A 17,451-nucleotide genomic window follows, 5' to 3' on the forward strand; every position below is an offset into this window, starting at 1 on the left:
CCTCGACGCGGGCCGCTCAGGCGACTCTGCCCCGTTGTGACCCGGCACACAAGGATCACCGCGGGCCCCCGCCGAAGGTTCCTGCGGTCGTGGTGCACGCTCTATCGTTCCCACTTGATATAAGTGACGACGAATGGAGACGCTCGATGGACCTGACCGCAGAGATCCGGAAGGCGCACCGCACGGTCGGCGGGGAGGGGCGCACCCACACGATCGTCCTGAACCGGCTCTACCCGGCCTCCCCCGAGGAGGTCTGGAGCGCGTGGACCGAGCCCGAGCGGCTGGCGCGCTGGTTCGAGCCGGTGTCCGGCGATCTGCACGAGGGCGGCCGCTACCGGCTCGAGGACAGCGGGACGGTCGGCACAGTCGAGCGCTGCGCGCGGCCCCGCGCACTGCGGGTGACGTGGGAGTACGAGGGCAGCATCAGCGCGGTCGATCTCACTCTGACCCCGGCCGGGGACGAGACGGAGCTCGAGCTGCGCCACGAGGTGCCCGACGACGAGCACTGGGCCCGGTTCGGCCCGGCCGCGGGCGGGATCGGCTGGGACTTCTCCCTGCTCCCGCTCTCGATGCACCTCGCGGGCGACCCGCGCGTCCCGGCCGAGGTCCTGGAGGGCACCGAGCTCGGCAACGACCTCACGCGATGGGCCGCCGGCGAGTGGGCGGCCGCGCACGAGGCGTCGGGCGCCGGAGCAGCGACCGCGAAGGAGGCCGCCGAGCGGACCCTCGAGTTCTACCTGGCCTGAGGGTCAGCTCAGGAGCACGACGAGCACCAGCATCGCCAGCACGAGGACGTTGCCGAGCACGACGAGGGCGAGCCAGGCTCCGGCCGGCGGCGGGGTGACGGGTTCCGGCTCGGCACGGTGGCCGTGCCGGCCGCTGTCGGCCCGGCGCAGCTCCGCGATCTGGTTGCGGTCGAGGATCGGGGCGGTCAGTCCCTCGGCGTCGACGTTCATATCCGGATAACGCGCCGGAAACCGCGGAGCGACTGCGGTCCAGCCTCTCGTGTCCCTGCGCAAGATCGATGTCGCCGATCGTGGTCCGATCAAGGAGATGCACCACCCTCACGGCACACACGGGCGGAGCCGATCGCACGCAGCGTGATCGATCCGGGTGCCCCGCGGGCGGACCGATGAGTCGCGGCGCCGGGCGCGGTCGACACCTCGGGACCGGGCACCGCGCCCGGGGCTGCGGAGGACGGACATGGGAACGCTGGACGGGACGGTCGCCCTGGTCACCGGTGGGGCACGCGGGCAGGGCCGTGCGCACGCGACGACGCTGGCCCGGGAGGGCGCCGACGTCGTCGTCTGCGACCTGGCCGCACCGGTCGACGGTGTCGACTACCCGCCCGCGACGCCGGAGGACCTCGACGAGACCGTGCGGCTGGTCGAGGCCACCGGGCGGAGCTGCCTCGGGCTGGTCGCCGACGTCCGCGACCTCGCCGCCGTCGAGAAGGTCGTGGACGCCGCGGTCGAGCGGTTCGGGAGGATCGACGTCGCGGTCGCGAACGCCGGCATCGCGACCGGGGGCCCGGTCGCGACGATGACCGACCGGCAGTGGCGGACGATGATCGACGTCAACCTCACCGGGGTCTTCACGACGTTCCGGGCCGTGCTGCCGCACATGGTCGAGCGCCGCTCGGGCCACCTCGTCGCGACGTCGTCGGTGGTCGCGACGACCGGGGCGTCGCACTCCGCGCACTACGCGGCGGCGAAGGCCGGGGTGGTCGCGCTCGTGCGGTCGGTGGCCCACGAGGTCGCCGCGGACGGGATCCTCGCGCACGCGGTCCTGCCCGCCGGTGTGAACACCACGATGATCCACAACCCGGCGACGTACCGGATGATCCGGCCGGACCTGGCCGACCCCGGCCGCGCCGACGTCGAGGAGATGTTCGTGCGCGGGCGGCCGCGGCCGGGCCTGCTGGAGCCCGACGACGTCGCCGACGCCGTGCTGGCACTCGTCTCGGGCCGGGTGCGGTGCCGGTCCGGAGAGACCATCACACTGTCCAACGGGATCGACTGAGCAGGCTCAGCGGTCGCGGAACACGACCGTCCGGAGCAGCACGAAGTTGCAGGTCGTCCCGAACCCCTGGGACAGGATCCAGGCGAGCGGGACCGTCCACCACGCGGCGGGCAGCAGGGCGAGCGCGAGCGCGTTCACCCCGAGGATCACGAAGAACATCGTCCCGTAGAGCACCGCGTAGCCGGTCGCACGGCGTGCGCCGCCGGAGACCCGGAAGGCCCACCGCCGGTTCAGGACGTACGCGACGGTGGTGCCGCAGACGAAGCTCAGCGCGCGGGCCGCGTGCACCCACACACCGAGGTGCAGCGCGAGGGCGTAGACACCCGAGTCGACCAGCGCGCCGAGGATCCCGACGGCGACGAACCGGCCCGCCTGGCCCGCGACGCCGCGCCCCTCCGACCGGACCGTCATGACGGCGGACCGTACCGGCCGGGGCACCCCGGTTCAGCTCCTCCCCTCCGCACCACGCACCGACGCGCCCGCTCCGCTCGTCACGACACCCTCCGACGCACGGCGGGTGAGCACCAGCGGCCCGTCCTCGGTGATGGCGACCGTGTGCTCGGAGTGCGCCGTGCGCGAGCCGTCCGCCGACCGGATGGTCCAGCCGTCGGGGTCGTAGACGATGCGGTCGGTGGTCCGCGCGAACCAGGGTTCGAGGGCGAGGGTCAGGCCCGGCCGCAGCGTCAGGCCACGGCCCGCCCGGCCCCTGTTGGAGACGTGCGGGTCCTCGTGCATGGTGCGACCGAGGCCGTGCCCGCCGAACTCGTCGTTGACCGGGTAGCCGTGATCACGGGCGACCGCCTCGATGGCCGCCGAGATGTCCCCGAGCCGGTTGCCGGGCTGCGCGGCGCCGATCGCCGCCTCCAGCGCCTCCTCGGTGGCGCGGACGATCCGGAGGTCCTCCTCGGCGGCCGTCCCGACGACGACCGTGCGGGCCGAGTCGGCGACCCAGCCGTCGATGCCGACCGCGAGGTCCGCGGTGAGGACGTCGCCGTCGCGCAGGGTGTAGTCGTGGGGCAGGCCGTGCAGGACGGCGTCGTTGACGGCCAGGCAGGTCACGTTGCGGAACGGGCCGCGCCCGAAGGACGGGGCGTAGTCCCAGTAGCAGGACTCCGCGCCGCGGCGCTCGATCATGCCGCGCACGTGGTGCTCCAGGTCCATCAGGTTGACGCCGACGTCGGCGAGTCGGCCGATCTCGGTGAGCGCCTCGGCGACGAAACGCCCGGTCACGTGCATGCGGTCGATCTCCGCAGGCGTCTTCAGTTCGATCACGAGTACCTCGTCACGGATGCCGGTATAGTTATACCGCGACCGTAGCACTTGCCGGTACAGTAATACCAACCGTAGCCTCGGGGCATGGTCCGCCAACCGCTCACACCCGAGCAGATCGAAGCCGGCAGGCGTCTCGGCGCACTGCTGCGGCACGCGCGGGCCGGCCGCGACCTGGCGGACGTCGCGCAGGCGGCCGGGGTCTCGCCGGAGACCCTGCGCAAGATCGAGACCGGGCGGCTGCCCTCCCCCGGGTTCGGGACGATCATCTGCCTCGCCGAGGCCCTCGACCTGCCGGTGCAGGAGCTGGCGGCGACCTGGCGGGGCAGCGACCTGCCCCTCGAAGCCGCCGGGTAGCCGTCCCACGTCTCACCCACCGCGGGTGAGCTCGGCTGCGACCCGGCCGCGCTACCGTCGGCTCCTCGTCCGTGGGAGCCGACGCCATGACCGATCGACCCGCCGAGCCCGAACCCCCGGGTGAGGACCTGCCGAACTCGGTCGCGGACGAGTTCGACTTCTGGGACGACCGCTACGAGGGGCGTCGGCTGTTCTCGGAGCTGCTGGGCACGTTCTTCCTGGTGCTGGTCGCCGTCGGCGGCGGGATGGTGAACGCCCGGTTCGGCGGGGACGCGGTCCCGCCCGCGGCACAGGTGGTGGCCCCGGCGCTGATGGTGGCCGCGGTCATCCTGTTCATGGGCACCGTGTCGGGCGCTCACCTCAATCCCGTGGTCAGCGTGGCGTTCGCGCTCCGCGGGGACTTCCCGTGGCGGCGCGTGCCGGCCTACGTCGTGGCCCAGCTCGTCGGTTCCGTCCTGGCGACGCTGCTGCTCTGGGCGCTGATCGGCAGGCACGGCGACGCGGGCCTGACCCTCCCCGGGGCCGGCATCCCGACCACGACGGCGACGCTCTGGGAACTCGTCCTCACCACCGGCCTGGTCAGCGTCATCCTGGGAACCGCGTCGGGGGCCCAGCAGATCGGGCCGCTGGCCGCGATCGGCGTCGGCGGCTACATCGCACTGGCCGGATTGTGGGGGGGCGCCGGTCAGCGGTGCGTCGATGAACCCGGCCCGCTCCCTCGGACCGGCCCTCGTGCTCCGCGACTGGACGGCGTGGTGGGCCTACCTCGTCGGGCCCGCGGCCGGCGCGATCGTCGCCGTCGGGTTCGCGTACGTCCTGCGGGGACGCGGCGGCGGCCGTTCCGGACGGGCAGCGGCGCAGGGCACGCTCGGCACGGAGTGACCACACGTCCTCATGATCGTTCTTCCGGTGAGGGTCGGAGCCGGTCGAGGAGGACGAGGCATGGGAACAGCGCTGACCAGAGCCGTCGCGACGGCTGCCGCGTGCGCCGCGCTGGTGGGGACGGTCGTCGTCGGGCAGGCCGCGGCCGCCCCGGCCGGGCCGGCGGCGGAACGCTGCGCGCTCCCCTCGGGTTCCGGCGGTCCCGAGCGCTCGACGCCGGAGGCCCAGCAGCTCGACCCGGCGGCGGTCCGTGACGCCATCGCCTACGCGCAGACGAACATGCGCCTGTCGGTGCGGATCCACCGGCACAACTGCCTGGTCGGCACGGGGCCGCTGGACCCGGTGACCGAGAACGTGCCGATGAACGTGTGGAGCTCGACCAAGAGCGTCGTCTCGATGGCGACCGGCATCGCCTACGGCCAGGGCAGGCTCGGGCTCGACGACCCGATCGGCGCGTATCTTCCCGACGGCCCGGGCTGGGGCGACGACGCCCACCGGGCGATCACCGTCCGCAACCTCCTGCAGGAGGCGGGCGGCCTCGACGAGGCGATCCTCTCCGAGGCGGCCACGGTCGGCAACGACCCCCACGTCGCCCGCCAGGCGCTCGCCCTGCCGATCACCCACGAACCGGGCACGAACTTCGCGTACAGCCAGCGCACCCCGGACCTGCTCGCCTTCGTCGTCGCCCGCGCGGTCGGGCAGGACTTCCAGGACTTCGTCCAGGACACCCTGTTCGACCCGATCGGCATCGACCGCGACAGCTACGTCTGGCTCCGCGACCGTTCCGGCAACACCTACGGCTACGCCCACCTGTTCATGCCCAGCGAGCAGTTCGCCCGCCTCGGCCTGCTGATGCAGAACGGCGGCGCCTGGAACGGCCGTCAGGTCGTCCCGGCCGACTACGTCCGGCAGGTGAGCGAACCGTCGGTCCCGAACCCCTGCTATGGGCTGCTGTTCTGGACCAACCGCGGCGACACCTGCACGACACCCGACCTCCCGGCGAGCCGGGTCCTGGACCACGAGAGCACGCAGAGCGCGCCCCGGGACATGTACGCGATGGTCGGGGCGCTGCACCAGAACAACTTCATCGTCCCCAGCCTGGACATGACGATCACCTGGAACGGCGTGCTCGGCGACAAGTCGCCCGATCCGCAGGCGCTCCTCAGCGCCAGCCCCGCCGACCTCTACTACAACTTCTTCCGGATCCTCATGCGCGGCGTCGAGGACCAGGACGTCCCCGACCCCGGCCCTTACCGGCCCGACACGCCCAGCACGGACCTCTCCCCCGACAACTACCTCGATCCCACCGTCCTCGGGAACGGGCTCGGTGTCGGCCCGTACACCCCGCCCGGCTGCAGCGTCGTCGCGTGCCCGCCCACGGACGCCGCGGACCCGCGGGACGACTGAGGGCGGCGCTACCCTCCGGCGCATGCCCACACAGGACGACGTGCTCGGGTACTTCGAGACGCTCTCGAACTGGGGACGGTGGGGTGACGACGACGAGCTCGGCACCCTGAACCACGTCACCGACGACGTCCGGCTGGCGGCGGCGCGCGCCGTGCGGCACGGCAGGAGCGTCTCGTGTGCCTGGGAGGTCGCCGTACCCGGCGAGATGGAGCGGTCGACGACGACGTGCCCGTGCGCCGCCGACATGCCGGGCGCCGAGGGGATGCCTGCCGCGTTCCGCGCCGACCGGCGCTGGGGCTTCTCCTCCGAGCGGCTCGCCATCGGCTTCCACGGCAACACCGTCACCCACGTCGACTCGCCGTGCCACCTCTTCTGGGACGGCGCCATGTACAACGGGCGGCCCCACTCGCTCGTCGATCCCACGACGGGATCGGCGTGGGCGGCGGTCACAGCGGCGGCGAACGGGATCGTCACGCGGGGCGTCCTGCTGGACGTCGCGGGCGCTCGCGGCGTCCCGTGGCTGGAACCGGGCGAGGGTGTCGTCCCCGACGACCTCGAGGAGGCCGAGCGCCGCCAGGGTGTGCGGGTGCGACGCGGCGACGCGGTTCTCCTGCGGACCGGCTGTGGGCGCGTCCGGCACGACGGCGGCGAGGCCGGCGGTGTCACGCAGGCGGGCTGGCACGCCTCCTGCCTGCCGTGGCTGCACGAACGGGACGTCGCCCTGATCGGGGCCGACACGCCCCAGGACGTCCAGCCGTCGGGGTACGACGCCGTGCTGATGCCGGTGCACGCCGTGGGCCTGGTCGCGATGGGACTGTGGCTGCTCGACAACTGCGACCTCGAGACGTGTGCGACGACGGCCGCCGAGCTCGGCCAGTGGGACTTCCAGCTCGCCGTCGCGCCGGTCCGCTTCGCGGGGACGTCGGGGAGCCCGGTCAACCCGATCGCCACCTTCTGACGCCTCGACGGATCGCCGACCCCTGGAGTCGCGGGTGACTCCCCGAGTACGTCGCCATGACGGCGCGCCCCGCCCCGGCGAGGTCCGGACAGGACAGCACCGTGCAGCGGACGGCAGGTATCGGTCATCCGGGTGCCAGGTAGGTGTGCCCGGTCGGGGTCGTGGTCCGCACCCGACCGTCGGGCCCGCGGGCGACGCGCCAGCCGGCCTGTTCGTGGACGTGGTTGTGGAATTCGCACACCCCGCGCCCGTTGTCGAGGTCGGTCGCCCCACCCTCGGCATCCCGATGGATGTGGTCGACGTGCCGCACCGGGGCATCGCAGTAGGGCTCGGTACACCGGTTCCCCGCCCGCGCCCGCACCAGCCGGGCGAGGAGCCCGGTGAAGGTGCGCTGGCGGGAATCCCCGCCGATCACGACACCGTCGGAGGTGATCAGGCGCCGCAGGGTCTTTCTTCCCTCGCCTGTGGCGAGGAGCTCGACCGGGACCGGTCCGTGGCCGGGGATCTCCGCCGGCAACGGCGACTCCGGATCCAGCAGCGCCTCGACCGGCACCACGACCTGGACCTCGACACCCACATCGGTCGCCATCGCCTGCCCGGTCACCCGCTCGACGAGCGCGTCGGCCATGACCTGCCCGCGGGTCCGGGTCAACGGTGCCGGATCCACCGACACCTCGGTGAACGCCTTGTTCAGGGCAGCGAGGCACGCCACACCCTGCTCGACCGGCAGATACGCGGTCAGATACGTCATCGCATCCGGCGCCGGGCGCAACGTCACCCGCCGCTCGGCACGGGCCGACTCGACCCGGGCCCGGAACTTCTCCGGCGCGACCTCGGCGGCGAAGCGGCGTGCGAGGTCCTGCAACCGCCGGATCCCCAGCCGGGTCAGATCGTGCGCGGCCAGGCGCAGGTCCACTGCGGCGCGTTCGGCACGGTCCAGACCCGAGCAGGCGGCCACCACCGCCGCCACCTTCGCCGAGCTCAACTCACCGGCGCCGAACAACCCACGAACATGATCGAGGCCGTCGTGCAGATCCCGCGCCGTGCTCACCCGGCGCCGCGCCTCGGTCGGCGACACGCGGCAGGCCAACCCGACCTGCGCCACCACCCCGCGCTGCAACCGATCCGGATCCGTCCGACCAGCTGCGATGCCGTCCTCCACGTGCAGCCGCGCGAACGCCAGGACCCGCGTGGCCTGGAGCGCGGCCAGGGAGTGCTGCACGGATTCGAGCTGCTGGATCTGATCGATCAACTCGGCTTCGGACACACCGGACAGGTCGTCGTGCGCGGCCTGCTCCACCGCCAGCTGCACCAGCGCCAGGTCGACCTGCGGGAACCCCGGATCCCCGGCAGGGAGGCCGGTGCGTGGAGGTTCCTGGACCGCGGTCATGTGATCGATCGTACTCGAACATGCGTTCGATTCGCTAGTAACATTCACGCCCTCGCACCCCCTGACCACCAGGAGCGCAGGTCGCCCTCGTAATCCCAGCCCCGGTCGCAGCCGACGCGCCCCGAGTCCCCGGAGCCTGTTCGATGACCGACCCGACGACGCGTCGGCCGGACCGGATCGGCTCGTAACGACTTGTACCCGGCGACCGCCCCACCGCAGGATCGGAGGCGTGGGCGAGCAGAAGGAGCGCACGCTCCGCAACGAGTGGTACCTCGACGAGCCCGACCTCGTCGACGACCGACGCCGCTGCCGGCGCCTGCTCGACCAGTTCAACTCGGCCGGCGCCGACGACGACCACGAGCGCGAGTCCGTCCTCCGCCAGATCGTCGGACGGCTCGGCGACGGCGTCGTCGTGCTGCCCCGGTTCCAGTGCAGCTACGGCACCCACATCGCCCTCGGCGCCCGCACCTTCGTCAACCACGACGCCCTGTTCATGGACGACGCGACCATCACCATCGCCGACGACGTCCGGATCGGTCCGCGCACCCAGCTCCTGACCGCGCAGCATCCTGTCGAGGACCACGACCGCCGGCGTGAGGGATGGGAACGTCCCTTGCCCATCAGCATCGGGAGCAACGCCTGGCTCGGCGCGGGGGTCATCGTCTGCCCCGGTGTCACCATCGGGGCGGACGCCGTCATCGGTGCCGGGAGCGTCGTGACCCGCGATGTCCTTGACCGCTTTCTCGTCGCCGGCAACCCGGCTCGACCGATCCGTGAGATCTAAGGCACCGAGCAGGCCATCCGAAACAGTGAGACAGGGCGGGAGCGGGGTGCACGGCCCCCGAGCAGGCGCGGGCCGGTCCGTTCCCGACGGTCGGCAGTCAGACGAGTCGCCCGGTGTAGCCCCGTCGGACGAGCAGTTCGAACGCTGCTCGGACGTCGTCGGGCATGGGCTCGGGAGCGGCGAACCCGCGGTCGGCGTAGACCCCGATGCGCTGGGTGTCGCCGACGAGCATGGTGATGACGCGGTACTCGTCGCCGATCGTCTCGATGTAGTCCCGGATACCCGTCTGCGCGCCGGCGGTGACGACATCGACCTCGGGCCAGAGCGCGCGGCAGGTGGCCCGGGCCCGGCGTTGTTGGTACGGGCGGCTGATCAGCGTGACCGTGGCCGGGACGACGCCGGCGTCGGCAAGGAGTGCCCGGGTGCGGGTGATGTTCTCACCGGTGTTCGTCGCCGTCGGCTCACTCAGGACCGACGCGGCGGGGACACCGAGCTCCAGGGCGCGTTCGCGGAAGTGGACCGCCTCCCCTCGGGGAAAGCGGTCGATGGTGGTGGGCGCGTTGGCCCCGGTGAACACGATCAGCGGGAACCGGTCGCACCGGAAGAGCTGGACGGCCGCGTCGACGACGGACAGGTCGTGACCGCCGAGTCCGATGCCCACGTCGGTCGTGACGTCCCAGGCGTCGTCGAGTCGGTGGTAGGCCCACAGGGTCTCGGCGGCGCGGGCGATGTCGGGGTCGTCGAGGGGTGCACGGTGTCGGCTCATCGGGGCTCGCGGTGATCGGGCGGAGGGAGCGGGACCGCAGTTCAGCGACCCGGATCCACGTAGAGACTGCGCTTGGAGATGTACTGCCGCTGGGGAAATGCCGACCACCCGAAACACCGCCGATCCGGCCGCTGAGCTGCGGGTTCGATGGTGGTGGCCGGTCGTCGTTGGGTGTCGCTGGCCGGGCTGGTTTGTACCGGATTTGTACCCGAGGACATTCGGGACCCAGGATCAGCAGTGTGGGCGAGCACAAGGAACGCATGCTCCGCAACGACTGGTACCTCGACGAACCCGACCTCGCCGACGACCGTCGTCGCTGCGGGCGCCTCCTCGACCGGTTCAACGCAACCGGCACCGATGACGACGACGAACGCGCAGCCCTCCTCCGCGACATCGTCGGCCGACTCGGCGACGGCGTCGTGGTGCTGCCCCGCTTCCTGTGCAGCTACGGCACCCACATCACCCTCGGCCACCGCGCCTTCGTCAACCACGACGCCCTCTTCATGGACGACGCCACCATCACCATCGGCGACGACGTCCGGATCGGACCGCGCACCCAGCTCCTCACGGCGCAACACCCCGTGGACGACCACGACCGCCGTCGCGAGGGATGGGAGCGCCCCCTGCCCATCAGCATCGGGAGCAACACCTGGCTCGGCGCCGGGGTCATCGTCTGCCCCGGCGTGACCATCGGGGCGGATGCCGTGATCGGGGCGGGCAGCGTTGTGACACGCGATGTGTCTGACCGCGTACTTGTCGCAGGGAACCCGGGCCGACTCGTCCGCGAGTTATGAGGAGCCACGGCCATCGGCCCCGTTGCGATCGTCAGCATCGACCCTCAACCCGCGGAGACAAGATCCACTACTTCCGACGATGCCCGATGTTCGCCGTCGTCACTCATGCACTGCGCGGACCCGCCGCCGCATATTCCACCGACGACGGTCCGGCGGCGGCTTCTGCCGTTGAATTCTGGGGGTAACCCGGGGGAGAGCCCGCTCCCCCGCGCCTTCTGAGTGCCATCCCGTCGACCTGTCGCCAGACCGACCGTGCGGGAGCCCGTGGGCGGCCCTCGACGTGATCGCACCCGACCGTGCCACGCTCCGCTCACGGGTTTCCGTGCGGTACGCCCTCCGGGAGGTCGGCGGGATGGCACGAAGCCGCCATCCTGGAGACCTGCCCGCCCGGCGAGGGCCAGCCTTAACAACTCTTACGCACTGCGCAAGAGAATCCAACTGGCCGACGCAGGGAAAGCTGACAGCCCTCCGCAGAAGCGGAACTCATTAGCATATTCCTCCGAGAGATGCCCGATCCGTCACGCACCCCGGACGTGCGCCTAATTGAATCAACCGCCTTAGTCCTCGGCGACAACCACGTCAACCTTGCGCTCGAGTAGCGAATCCAGGAGTGCGGCCCGCGCCGTGGTGGCTCGCCTGATCTCCAACTCCAACGCCTGGATTTGATCATCCACGATCGTCATTATATCGACTACCTTCTGCTGATTTTCCGGACGAGGATAGATGATGGGGAAGGATTCGATCTTACTCTTGCTAATATTCTGCTGGATTTTTCCCTCGGCAAGCAGAACAAGGTCCGCGACTCGTGCACTAATCCAGAGCCGGAGGTAGTCGGCTGAGACTGACCCGTTGGGAATGCCCCGACAGATAGCCTGATTGGTCGCCATCGGTATGCCAGTGATCGCTGAATTGCCGATAGTACCATACATAGTGATCAGCACCGATCCTGCGGGTACTAGACTCTTGGTTCCACCAATCGCCTCGAGCCCCGCTGACGAGATTTTCCGAGTCGTTTCGTAAATGAGCCTGCCCCGTACATCGCTGATAATCGCCCAAGGAATTTCACCGGAGTAGAATAACTTATTGTCGGCCTTCGGCGTTCCTCCGGAGGACCATTGCGCGACGTCGCGAAGCGTAGACTTCGTGACCTCCTCGCCAAGGTCGCGGATCAAACGATCCAAAAGTGCAGCGCGGGCAGTCCTCGCCGCCTTAACCTCGGCGTTGAGTGCATCGACTGTGGCGTCGACTGCAGAAACCACCTCGACGATCTTGCGCTGTATCTCGAGAGGGGGCCAGGGGATCTCCCAGCCTTCGAAGTCTGCTTCCTTCCACCGCGCTCGCCCATCTCGCCCCTCTCTGCGCTTCCCGATTCGTTCGAGGGTGCCTCGACTAGAGAAACAAAGAACGAGAAACTGGCGATCAACCGAGTGCGAATCGACGGAGTACAGGGGAAATTCGTTGGTGACCAGCGCTCCGTTGAGGTCAGCCGGGACCACAGCGAACGGGCCGTTCTGCGTGTCGATACGGCAAAACACGAAATCCCCCTCGCGCGCGACGGCGAGAGTTTTGGTCTGTGGGGATCTCGGGGGACGTAGGTATGCACCTTTGCCGTACCAGCGCACGCCCATGGTGTCGTACTCGATCCCCGGATCTATCGACACCCGTTCCAAGCACCGCTCGACGTGCGCGCCGACCGTTGTTGTCGGCCACTCAGGCATCAAACCCACCGATGCCAGCCTCGGTCAGGACCTGAGCCATCCGCGCCTGTGCAGCCTCTCGCTCTGCTCGCGCCTCCTGCCAATCGGCTACGGCTGCCTCGAGGTCGTGGGACTGCGTCTCCGGCCACGGGTTGCGCCGGACGCCGCGCGCAAAAAGGGCCCCCTCTACGTCGAAGATCGTCGTTCGCCAGGAGCGGGCTTTCTGATCTTCCAGACTGTCCCGCACCGCCTTCAAGGTCCGCGCCGCGATCGCCGCCCAACGACCAGTGTCCTTACGGCCGTGCCCCACTCGAACCTCGTGCCCGTCATCCTCCATGTCGATGAAGGTCACGAGAGAGTCACGCTCATGCCCGTTAGCGGATTTCGTGAAACCGTACACGGAGGTCTTGACACCGCGCTGCTGCTCGAAGAAGAGCTGTTGGGGCATGTCGATCACGAAATCCAGACGCGCCTTCTTGAGGATCGCGGCAGCTGCTTTCGCGTCCTTCGAGAGCGTGTTCACCGGCATAATTATAATCAGCCGGCCGCCCTCCTCAAGGTACTCGATCGCCGACATCGTGAAGTTAATCGGATTATCGTGCTCGTACGGAGGGTTAATTACGCACTTCGTCGGACCCAGATTTCGCACATAGTCGCGCAGCTTCCTATCCGTCGCCTTGACGGCGAAGGAGCGATCTCTCGTCACGAGCGAGTCCCGGTAGAGCAGGTTCGAGCGCCCGTCCCCATGCAAGAACATGTTGGAACAGGCCAAGGCGAACAAGATCGGGTCTAGCTCCATCCCGATCAACTGGTGCTCGTGGATACTGTCGATCCGCCTTTCGTCGCCGTGGGCTTTGTCGACGAGTTGCTCCATGGCGTCCATTAGGAAGCCGCCGGAACCCATGCAGGTGTCGAGGACGACATCGTCCCGACCTAACCCCGCAAGGTCGACCATAAGCGTCTTGATGTGGTCTGGCGTCAGGATAATGTTCCTGTTATCCATCTTCCCGGCGCGCGATAGGAAGATCTTATACGCCCGACCGAGGATATCGCGCTTCATCGCGCGCTTCGAGGGCTGATGTACACGCTCGTCAATGTCGCTGATGATGTCCTTGTACTCCGTCAGCGGAATATCCACCGTCTTAATGAAGGCGAAGCGGTCTTCCCAATCGATTTGCTTCGACTCTGAGTTGACTTTCTTGACCAGCTGGCGCTTGACAGCCGACACAATCTCGTCATTTAGGTACCGAGCCTCTACCAGACGAGTGTCTTCAGGGACAACCTGAGCCTGATAGACACCACGGAACTGCGGGTCGTCCAGCGCAATCATCAACGCCGAGAAAAATAGTGACCGCTCCGTATCGCGCACACGAGAGTCTTTGTGAAATCGCTCGTTAAGCTGGATCAAGAACCGTCGCAGCTCGGAGTCGGAGAGGGGGTCGCCGTGTGCGACAGCCTCGTAATGCCTCGCCAGCGCGTCGAGGCTTACCAGACTCCTGGGACTGTTCAGCTCCTCGACCTCGTCTGTTCCCGCTTTGCGGAAGAAATGCGTCACTCGAAGCGAGTCCGCAGTCTGCCCGGATACAGCAATGCCGATTATGTCACTATGCGGCACAGCGTTCACCGTCATGTAGCTGCGGACATCGACCTCAGCCGCAGCGTGGTCCGATCTCGGACCTGCCTCTCCGGACTTCGCCTCGACAACGATCAGCCAGGACCCCATGTCCTTAAAGAAGTCAGGGTAGCCGTCGACCGTGGACCCAATGCGCTTGGACTGAAACCCGAACGACTTGGGGATATCGCGCTTCTCGACGAACGTTGAGGCTCCGTAGAACTCCCGGAAAAGGTTTTCGGTTGTACTCTCTGCCATGCCGTCAGTCCTCCTGGCCCCGTAACGAAGGACGTGCCTCCCACTGCTGGAGCCGATCTTATGTTCGACGATCAGTCCGAGGCTGCTCGGGTCGTCTATAGGCGGGCGGGTCTTGGCGCCTCTATCGCGAGGCGGCGGTGACACCTCGGTCCATCCCTCGATCGGGCCCCTCAAGAGGCTGCGTCCCCTCGTGGCAGGGGGTGGATTTTGGCTGCGGTGCTGCGCCCGGTTCCTCGTGGTCGCGCGCGCCCGCCGGGACCGGCCGCCAGGCCGCATGCCCGGCGAGAGCTTGCGCGATCACAGACACAGCACAGGGCGCGGCGCCGCAGGCGCCGCCTTGATACCGAATGGAAGGTCTAGACACGGCAAGCGCTGCCGCCCTCCTAGGCTCCGGTCAGGGGGCTACAAGCTGCACGCCGTCGTGGGCGCGAGAGGCTGGCTCGTCAGTGAGGGCGTCGAGGACGCGGACAGCGTAGGCGGGGTCCATGTGCTCGACGACCTGGTCGGGGGTGAGCCAGTCGACGCGGCGCGACTCGTCGGTGGTGGTGGGCTCGCCGCCGGTGGGTCGGCACCGGAAGACGAGAGCAACGATGCCGCGGGGCAGGTTCTTGTAGGCGCCGGTCAGCCGCTCAACCTCGACGGCGATGCCGGTCTCTTCGATGACCTCACGGCGCACACCCTGTTCGAAGGTCTCCCCCAGCTCCAGGACCCCGCCGGGGGGCTCCCAGTGGGAGTTGTCGCGGCGCTGAATGACGAGGATGCGGCCGTCGTCGCGCACGACGATTCCGGCGACACTCACGGAATGCTTCGGCGTGCCGGTCATGACTACCGCCTCCCTGGTTGACAGCGAACGCTAGGCTACCCGCTTGTCTATGGGAGTGGAGAACTGCGTGCAGCTTGGTGAGATCGATCGTCAGGACGGCCGGCCGCCCTACCGGCAGATCGCGGACCACCTGCGGTCGGCGATGGACCGCGGCGAGCTGACCGCCGGTGACAAGCTCCCGTCCGAGGCTGAGCTGACCCGGCACTACTCGGTCGCGCGGATGACCGCTCGCCAGGCGATCCAGGAGCTACGCACCGAGGGCCGCGTGGTGGCCGAGCACGGGCGTGGGGTCTTCGTGCGGATGCCCGCCCCCGTGCGACGGCTCGCGTCGGATCGGTTCGCGCGCAAGCACCGTGACGCTGGGCAAGCGGCGTTCCTCGCCGAGGCCGACAAGGCCGGTGTGCGCCCGTCGGTCGACCAGATCGAGATTGACCGGGCCACTCCCCCGGCCGATGTCCGCGAACGCCTCCGGCTCTCCGACGATGAGCGGGTCGCGGTCCGGTCCCGGCGCTACCTCGCCGACAACCGTCCGATCGAGGTCGCGACATCGTTCCTACCGCTAACCATCGCGGAGGGCACCGCGATCCTGGAGGCCAACACCGGCCCCGGCGGGATCTACGCGCGCCTGGAGGAGTCCGGGCACGTCCTCGATCACTTCGTCGAGGAGGTCACCGCCCGGATGCCCACTGCCGACGAGCGCCGCCGCCTGGAGCTCCCCGACGGTGTCCCGGTCCTGGTCGTCGTCCGGACCGCCTACGACACCGCCGGTGTCCCCGTCGAGGTGTGCGACACCGTCAAGGCGGCCCCCGCGTACGTGCTGGAGTACGACATCCCCGCCCGCTGAGCTGCGGGAACGCAGGGCTGACAGACTTCTTGTTGCAACTCGTCTAGACGTGCTCTACTCTCGTCATTACTCCCCTAGACGTCCAGTCATGAGGGGTCGCGAGAGGATAGAGTGATGAGGGATCTTCCGGTGGTGCTCGACGGCTACAAGCTCACGGTGGTGGAGCCGCCCGCGCCCAAGACCCGCCAGGACGCGAACGGCGCCGAGGTGCCGGTGACCGACCGGGACGGGGTCACGCAGTTCGTGGTGTCGCTGTTCGCGAAGTTGCAGGTGCAGGCGGGGCAGCGGGCCCCGAAGGGTGAGGAGATCAAGGTGACCCTGACGACCGACCCCGGGGAGGGGTTCGGGGAGGACGCCCGGGTGCAGTTGATCGACCCGAAGATCAACCCGTACTCGATCGAGTCTCCGGATGGGCGGACGGTGTCGGGGATCGCGTTCAAGGCGATGGGTCTCAAGCATGCCCACCCGGCTCCTGCGCCGATGCGGCGGGGCAAGGACGACGAGAACCACTCCTGACCGACGCCTCTACGCGTCGAGTATGCCCGCGAGCGTAAGCGGGCTGGTCGCCTGATGTAGCGGCCCATCTGTTCGCCGGAATGGTGTTCCGGTAATTCCCAGTAATTCCGAGATGGGGACACCTGTGTCCTCGATCAGGGGTGATCTGCGGTGGTGTGTGGCGAATGCAGCGGTAGTGGGGCGTGCGATGTGTGTGACGGCTACGGCGACTCGACCTCAGGCGTCGAGTGTGGGGCGTGTGGTGGTTCCGGGGTCTGCCCGGGCTGCTTCGGAGACGGCGAGACCCACGGCCCGGTGCCGTCGGTCGGGATGGAGATGACGGCATGAGCACGACCACGAACACCCGTCCGCGGGTGACGACCGGTGTGGGTCGGCTGGTGCGGCGGTTGGAGATCGAGCGGCGCCGCTGGGCCCGCACCGAGCACCCGGTGGTGGCGACGGAGCAGGCGTGGCGGGCCGGGGTCGCTGAGGGACTGCGCCTGGCCCAGCTCGCGATCCGCAAGGGGGTCTGAGGGCCGTGGCGATCAACCTCGGGGCCCGGGATCGGGTCAAGACGTTGCCGAAGGTCAACAGGCGCGCGCTGCGCAAGTACGGGGAGTTCTGGCGGGCATTGCAGCTGGTCGGGGACGCCCTCGCCGAGGCGGACAAGGTCGCTGCGAAGGCCACCGACACCAAGCCCAAGCGGGGCGGGAAAGGCGTGTCGGCCAAGAGCGGAGCGGGCGGGGAGCACTGGTCGACTGCGTCGCCGGAGGAGATCCGGGCCTCGGCGAAGACCGCCCACGCCTCCCTTCGGGTGATGGCGTCGGCGGCGAAGAAGTGGGAGGCCGAGTTGGTCTCCCGCGAATGGAGGAAGTGACCCATGTCGAAGGCTGTGGACCGGACCGTCGAGGAGCTGGATGCCGCGATGCGCGAACTCAAGCGTTCGCTGCATGGGATTCCGTATCGGACGGGTGGGTTCAAGAACACCCACGACAACCTCGCCCGCGACGTCGCCCATCTGACCGTGCATCTCGATTCGGCGCGTGGGGCTTTGCGCGATCAGAAGTAACCCATCTTGGGTGGTGGGGTCGCC

Annotated in this window: 22 protein-coding genes; 13 read left to right on the top strand and 9 right to left on the bottom strand. The window is 69.0% G+C overall.

Annotation, left to right across the window (positions count from 1 at the left end; translation table 11 throughout):
* The first annotated feature begins 146 nt into the window (after positions 1 to 146).
* The gene (locus Ae150APs1_RS07700; RefSeq protein WP_075296646.1) at positions 147 to 746 is read left to right on the top strand and encodes an SRPBCC family protein; all 600 of its coding nucleotides are present in this window, start codon (positions 147 to 149) and stop codon (positions 744 to 746) included.
* A gap of 3 nt (positions 747 to 749) precedes the next feature.
* Here the strand turns inward: Ae150APs1_RS07700 and Ae150APs1_RS07705 are convergent, their stop codons facing one another.
* Positions 750 to 956, bottom strand: coding sequence for a hypothetical protein (locus Ae150APs1_RS07705; protein ID WP_010227918.1), 207 nt, complete (start codon positions 954 to 956; stop codon positions 750 to 752).
* 247 nt (positions 957 to 1,203) lie between these two features.
* On the opposite strand from Ae150APs1_RS07705, the gene Ae150APs1_RS07710 reads away from it, so the two are divergent.
* A complete protein-coding gene (locus Ae150APs1_RS07710; RefSeq protein ID WP_075296648.1) occupies positions 1,204 to 2,022 on the top strand; it encodes a mycofactocin-coupled SDR family oxidoreductase in 819 nt (272 codons plus the stop codon).
* A gap of 6 nt (positions 2,023 to 2,028) precedes the next feature.
* On the opposite strand, the gene Ae150APs1_RS07715 is transcribed toward Ae150APs1_RS07710, so the two are convergent.
* Together Ae150APs1_RS07715 and map are read right to left on the bottom strand one after the other, a co-directional pair.
* The gene (locus Ae150APs1_RS07715; RefSeq protein WP_075301815.1) at positions 2,029 to 2,433 is read right to left on the bottom strand and encodes a GtrA family protein; all 405 of its coding nucleotides are present in this window, start codon (positions 2,431 to 2,433) and stop codon (positions 2,029 to 2,031) included.
* A gap of 33 nt (positions 2,434 to 2,466) precedes the next feature.
* Positions 2,467 to 3,294, bottom strand: coding sequence for a type I methionyl aminopeptidase (gene map, locus Ae150APs1_RS07720; RefSeq protein WP_010227926.1), 828 nt, complete (start codon positions 3,292 to 3,294; stop codon positions 2,467 to 2,469).
* An 84-nt stretch (positions 3,295 to 3,378) separates the two neighbouring features.
* On the opposite strand from map, the gene Ae150APs1_RS07725 reads away from it, so the two are divergent.
* On the top strand, positions 3,379 to 3,648 hold the full coding sequence (locus Ae150APs1_RS07725; RefSeq protein WP_010227928.1) for a helix-turn-helix transcriptional regulator: 270 nt from the start codon (positions 3,379 to 3,381) through the stop codon (positions 3,646 to 3,648).
* A gap of 172 nt (positions 3,649 to 3,820) precedes the next feature.
* Here Ae150APs1_RS07725 and Ae150APs1_RS34230 read toward each other — a convergent pair whose 3' ends face one another.
* On the bottom strand, positions 3,821 to 3,985 hold the full coding sequence (locus tag Ae150APs1_RS34230; RefSeq protein ID WP_283160240.1) for a hypothetical protein: 165 nt from the start codon (positions 3,983 to 3,985) through the stop codon (positions 3,821 to 3,823).
* Positions 3,986 to 4,347: 362 nt separating this feature from the next.
* Between Ae150APs1_RS34230 and Ae150APs1_RS34235 the strand changes: the two genes are divergently transcribed.
* Genes Ae150APs1_RS34235 through Ae150APs1_RS07740 form a run of 3 tightly spaced genes read left to right on the top strand, consistent with a single transcriptional unit; the run spans position 4,348 to position 6,895 of the window.
* The gene (locus Ae150APs1_RS34235) at positions 4,348 to 4,530 is read left to right on the top strand and encodes an aquaporin (protein ID WP_283160241.1); all 183 of its coding nucleotides are present in this window, start codon (positions 4,348 to 4,350) and stop codon (positions 4,528 to 4,530) included.
* A 60-nt stretch (positions 4,531 to 4,590) separates the two neighbouring features.
* Positions 4,591 to 5,937: a serine hydrolase gene (locus tag Ae150APs1_RS07735; protein WP_075296650.1), complete on the top strand. Its 1,347-nt coding sequence runs from the start codon at positions 4,591 to 4,593 to the stop codon at positions 5,935 to 5,937.
* 22 nt (positions 5,938 to 5,959) lie between these two features.
* Positions 5,960 to 6,895: a cyclase family protein gene (locus Ae150APs1_RS07740; RefSeq protein ID WP_075296652.1), complete on the top strand. Its 936-nt coding sequence runs from the start codon at positions 5,960 to 5,962 to the stop codon at positions 6,893 to 6,895.
* 124 nt (positions 6,896 to 7,019) lie between these two features.
* Here the strand turns inward: Ae150APs1_RS07740 and Ae150APs1_RS07745 are convergent, their stop codons facing one another.
* On the bottom strand, positions 7,020 to 8,285 hold the full coding sequence (locus Ae150APs1_RS07745; RefSeq protein WP_075296654.1) for an HNH endonuclease signature motif containing protein: 1,266 nt from the start codon (positions 8,283 to 8,285) through the stop codon (positions 7,020 to 7,022).
* Positions 8,286 to 8,514: 229 nt separating this feature from the next.
* Here Ae150APs1_RS07745 and Ae150APs1_RS07750 point away from each other — a divergent pair, with 229 nt between their 5' ends.
* Positions 8,515 to 9,069 (top strand): sugar O-acetyltransferase, encoded by a 555-nt coding sequence (locus Ae150APs1_RS07750; RefSeq protein ID WP_075296656.1) that lies wholly within the window; start codon positions 8,515 to 8,517, stop codon positions 9,067 to 9,069.
* Positions 9,070 to 9,166: 97 nt separating this feature from the next.
* Here the strand turns inward: Ae150APs1_RS07750 and Ae150APs1_RS07755 are convergent, their stop codons facing one another.
* Entirely contained in the window at positions 9,167 to 9,835 is a 669-nt protein-coding gene (locus Ae150APs1_RS07755) for a YdcF family protein (RefSeq protein WP_075296658.1), read from the bottom strand.
* Between the two features lie 239 nt (positions 9,836 to 10,074).
* Between Ae150APs1_RS07755 and Ae150APs1_RS07760 the strand changes: the two genes are divergently transcribed.
* Positions 10,075 to 10,629 carry a sugar O-acetyltransferase gene (locus Ae150APs1_RS07760; RefSeq protein ID WP_075296660.1) on the top strand — a complete coding sequence of 185 codons (555 nt, stop codon included), beginning with the start codon at positions 10,075 to 10,077 and terminating at the stop codon, positions 10,627 to 10,629.
* A gap of 557 nt (positions 10,630 to 11,186) precedes the next feature.
* On the opposite strand, the gene Ae150APs1_RS07765 is transcribed toward Ae150APs1_RS07760, so the two are convergent.
* From Ae150APs1_RS07765 to Ae150APs1_RS07780, 3 genes are all read right to left on the bottom strand, one after another.
* On the bottom strand, positions 11,187 to 12,347 hold the full coding sequence (locus Ae150APs1_RS07765) for a restriction endonuclease subunit S (protein ID WP_075296662.1): 1,161 nt from the start codon (positions 12,345 to 12,347) through the stop codon (positions 11,187 to 11,189).
* Positions 12,340 to 14,196, bottom strand: a complete 1,857-nt coding sequence (locus Ae150APs1_RS30350) for an N-6 DNA methylase (RefSeq protein WP_083679986.1) — start codon at positions 14,194 to 14,196, stop codon at positions 12,340 to 12,342. Before Ae150APs1_RS30350 ends, Ae150APs1_RS07765 begins: the two co-directional genes overlap by 8 nt.
* A 394-nt stretch (positions 14,197 to 14,590) precedes the next feature.
* On the bottom strand, positions 14,591 to 15,019 hold the full coding sequence (locus Ae150APs1_RS07780) for an NUDIX hydrolase (RefSeq protein ID WP_075296664.1): 429 nt from the start codon (positions 15,017 to 15,019) through the stop codon (positions 14,591 to 14,593).
* A 67-nt stretch (positions 15,020 to 15,086) separates the two neighbouring features.
* Here Ae150APs1_RS07780 and Ae150APs1_RS07785 point away from each other — a divergent pair, with 67 nt between their 5' ends.
* The 5 genes from Ae150APs1_RS07785 to Ae150APs1_RS07805 all read left to right on the top strand — a co-directional run bounded on the left by Ae150APs1_RS07785 (position 15,087) and on the right by Ae150APs1_RS07805 (position 17,427).
* A complete protein-coding gene (locus Ae150APs1_RS07785; protein WP_212567174.1) occupies positions 15,087 to 15,863 on the top strand; it encodes a GntR family transcriptional regulator in 777 nt (258 codons plus the stop codon).
* 114 nt (positions 15,864 to 15,977) lie between these two features.
* Entirely contained in the window at positions 15,978 to 16,379 is a 402-nt protein-coding gene (locus Ae150APs1_RS07790) for a hypothetical protein (RefSeq protein ID WP_075296668.1), read from the top strand.
* A 323-nt stretch (positions 16,380 to 16,702) separates the two neighbouring features.
* Positions 16,703 to 16,891 (top strand): hypothetical protein, encoded by a 189-nt coding sequence (locus Ae150APs1_RS07795; RefSeq protein ID WP_075296670.1) that lies wholly within the window; start codon positions 16,703 to 16,705, stop codon positions 16,889 to 16,891.
* 5 nt (positions 16,892 to 16,896) lie between these two features.
* Positions 16,897 to 17,235, top strand: a complete 339-nt coding sequence (locus tag Ae150APs1_RS07800) for a hypothetical protein (RefSeq protein ID WP_075296672.1) — start codon at positions 16,897 to 16,899, stop codon at positions 17,233 to 17,235.
* A gap of 3 nt (positions 17,236 to 17,238) precedes the next feature.
* The gene (locus Ae150APs1_RS07805; RefSeq protein WP_020621973.1) at positions 17,239 to 17,427 is read left to right on the top strand and encodes a hypothetical protein; all 189 of its coding nucleotides are present in this window, start codon (positions 17,239 to 17,241) and stop codon (positions 17,425 to 17,427) included.
* Positions 17,428 to 17,451 lie beyond the last annotated feature (24 nt).

This window comes from Pseudonocardia sp. Ae150A_Ps1, assembly GCF_001932315.1.
Taxonomy (GTDB): domain Bacteria; phylum Actinomycetota; class Actinomycetes; order Mycobacteriales; family Pseudonocardiaceae; genus Pseudonocardia.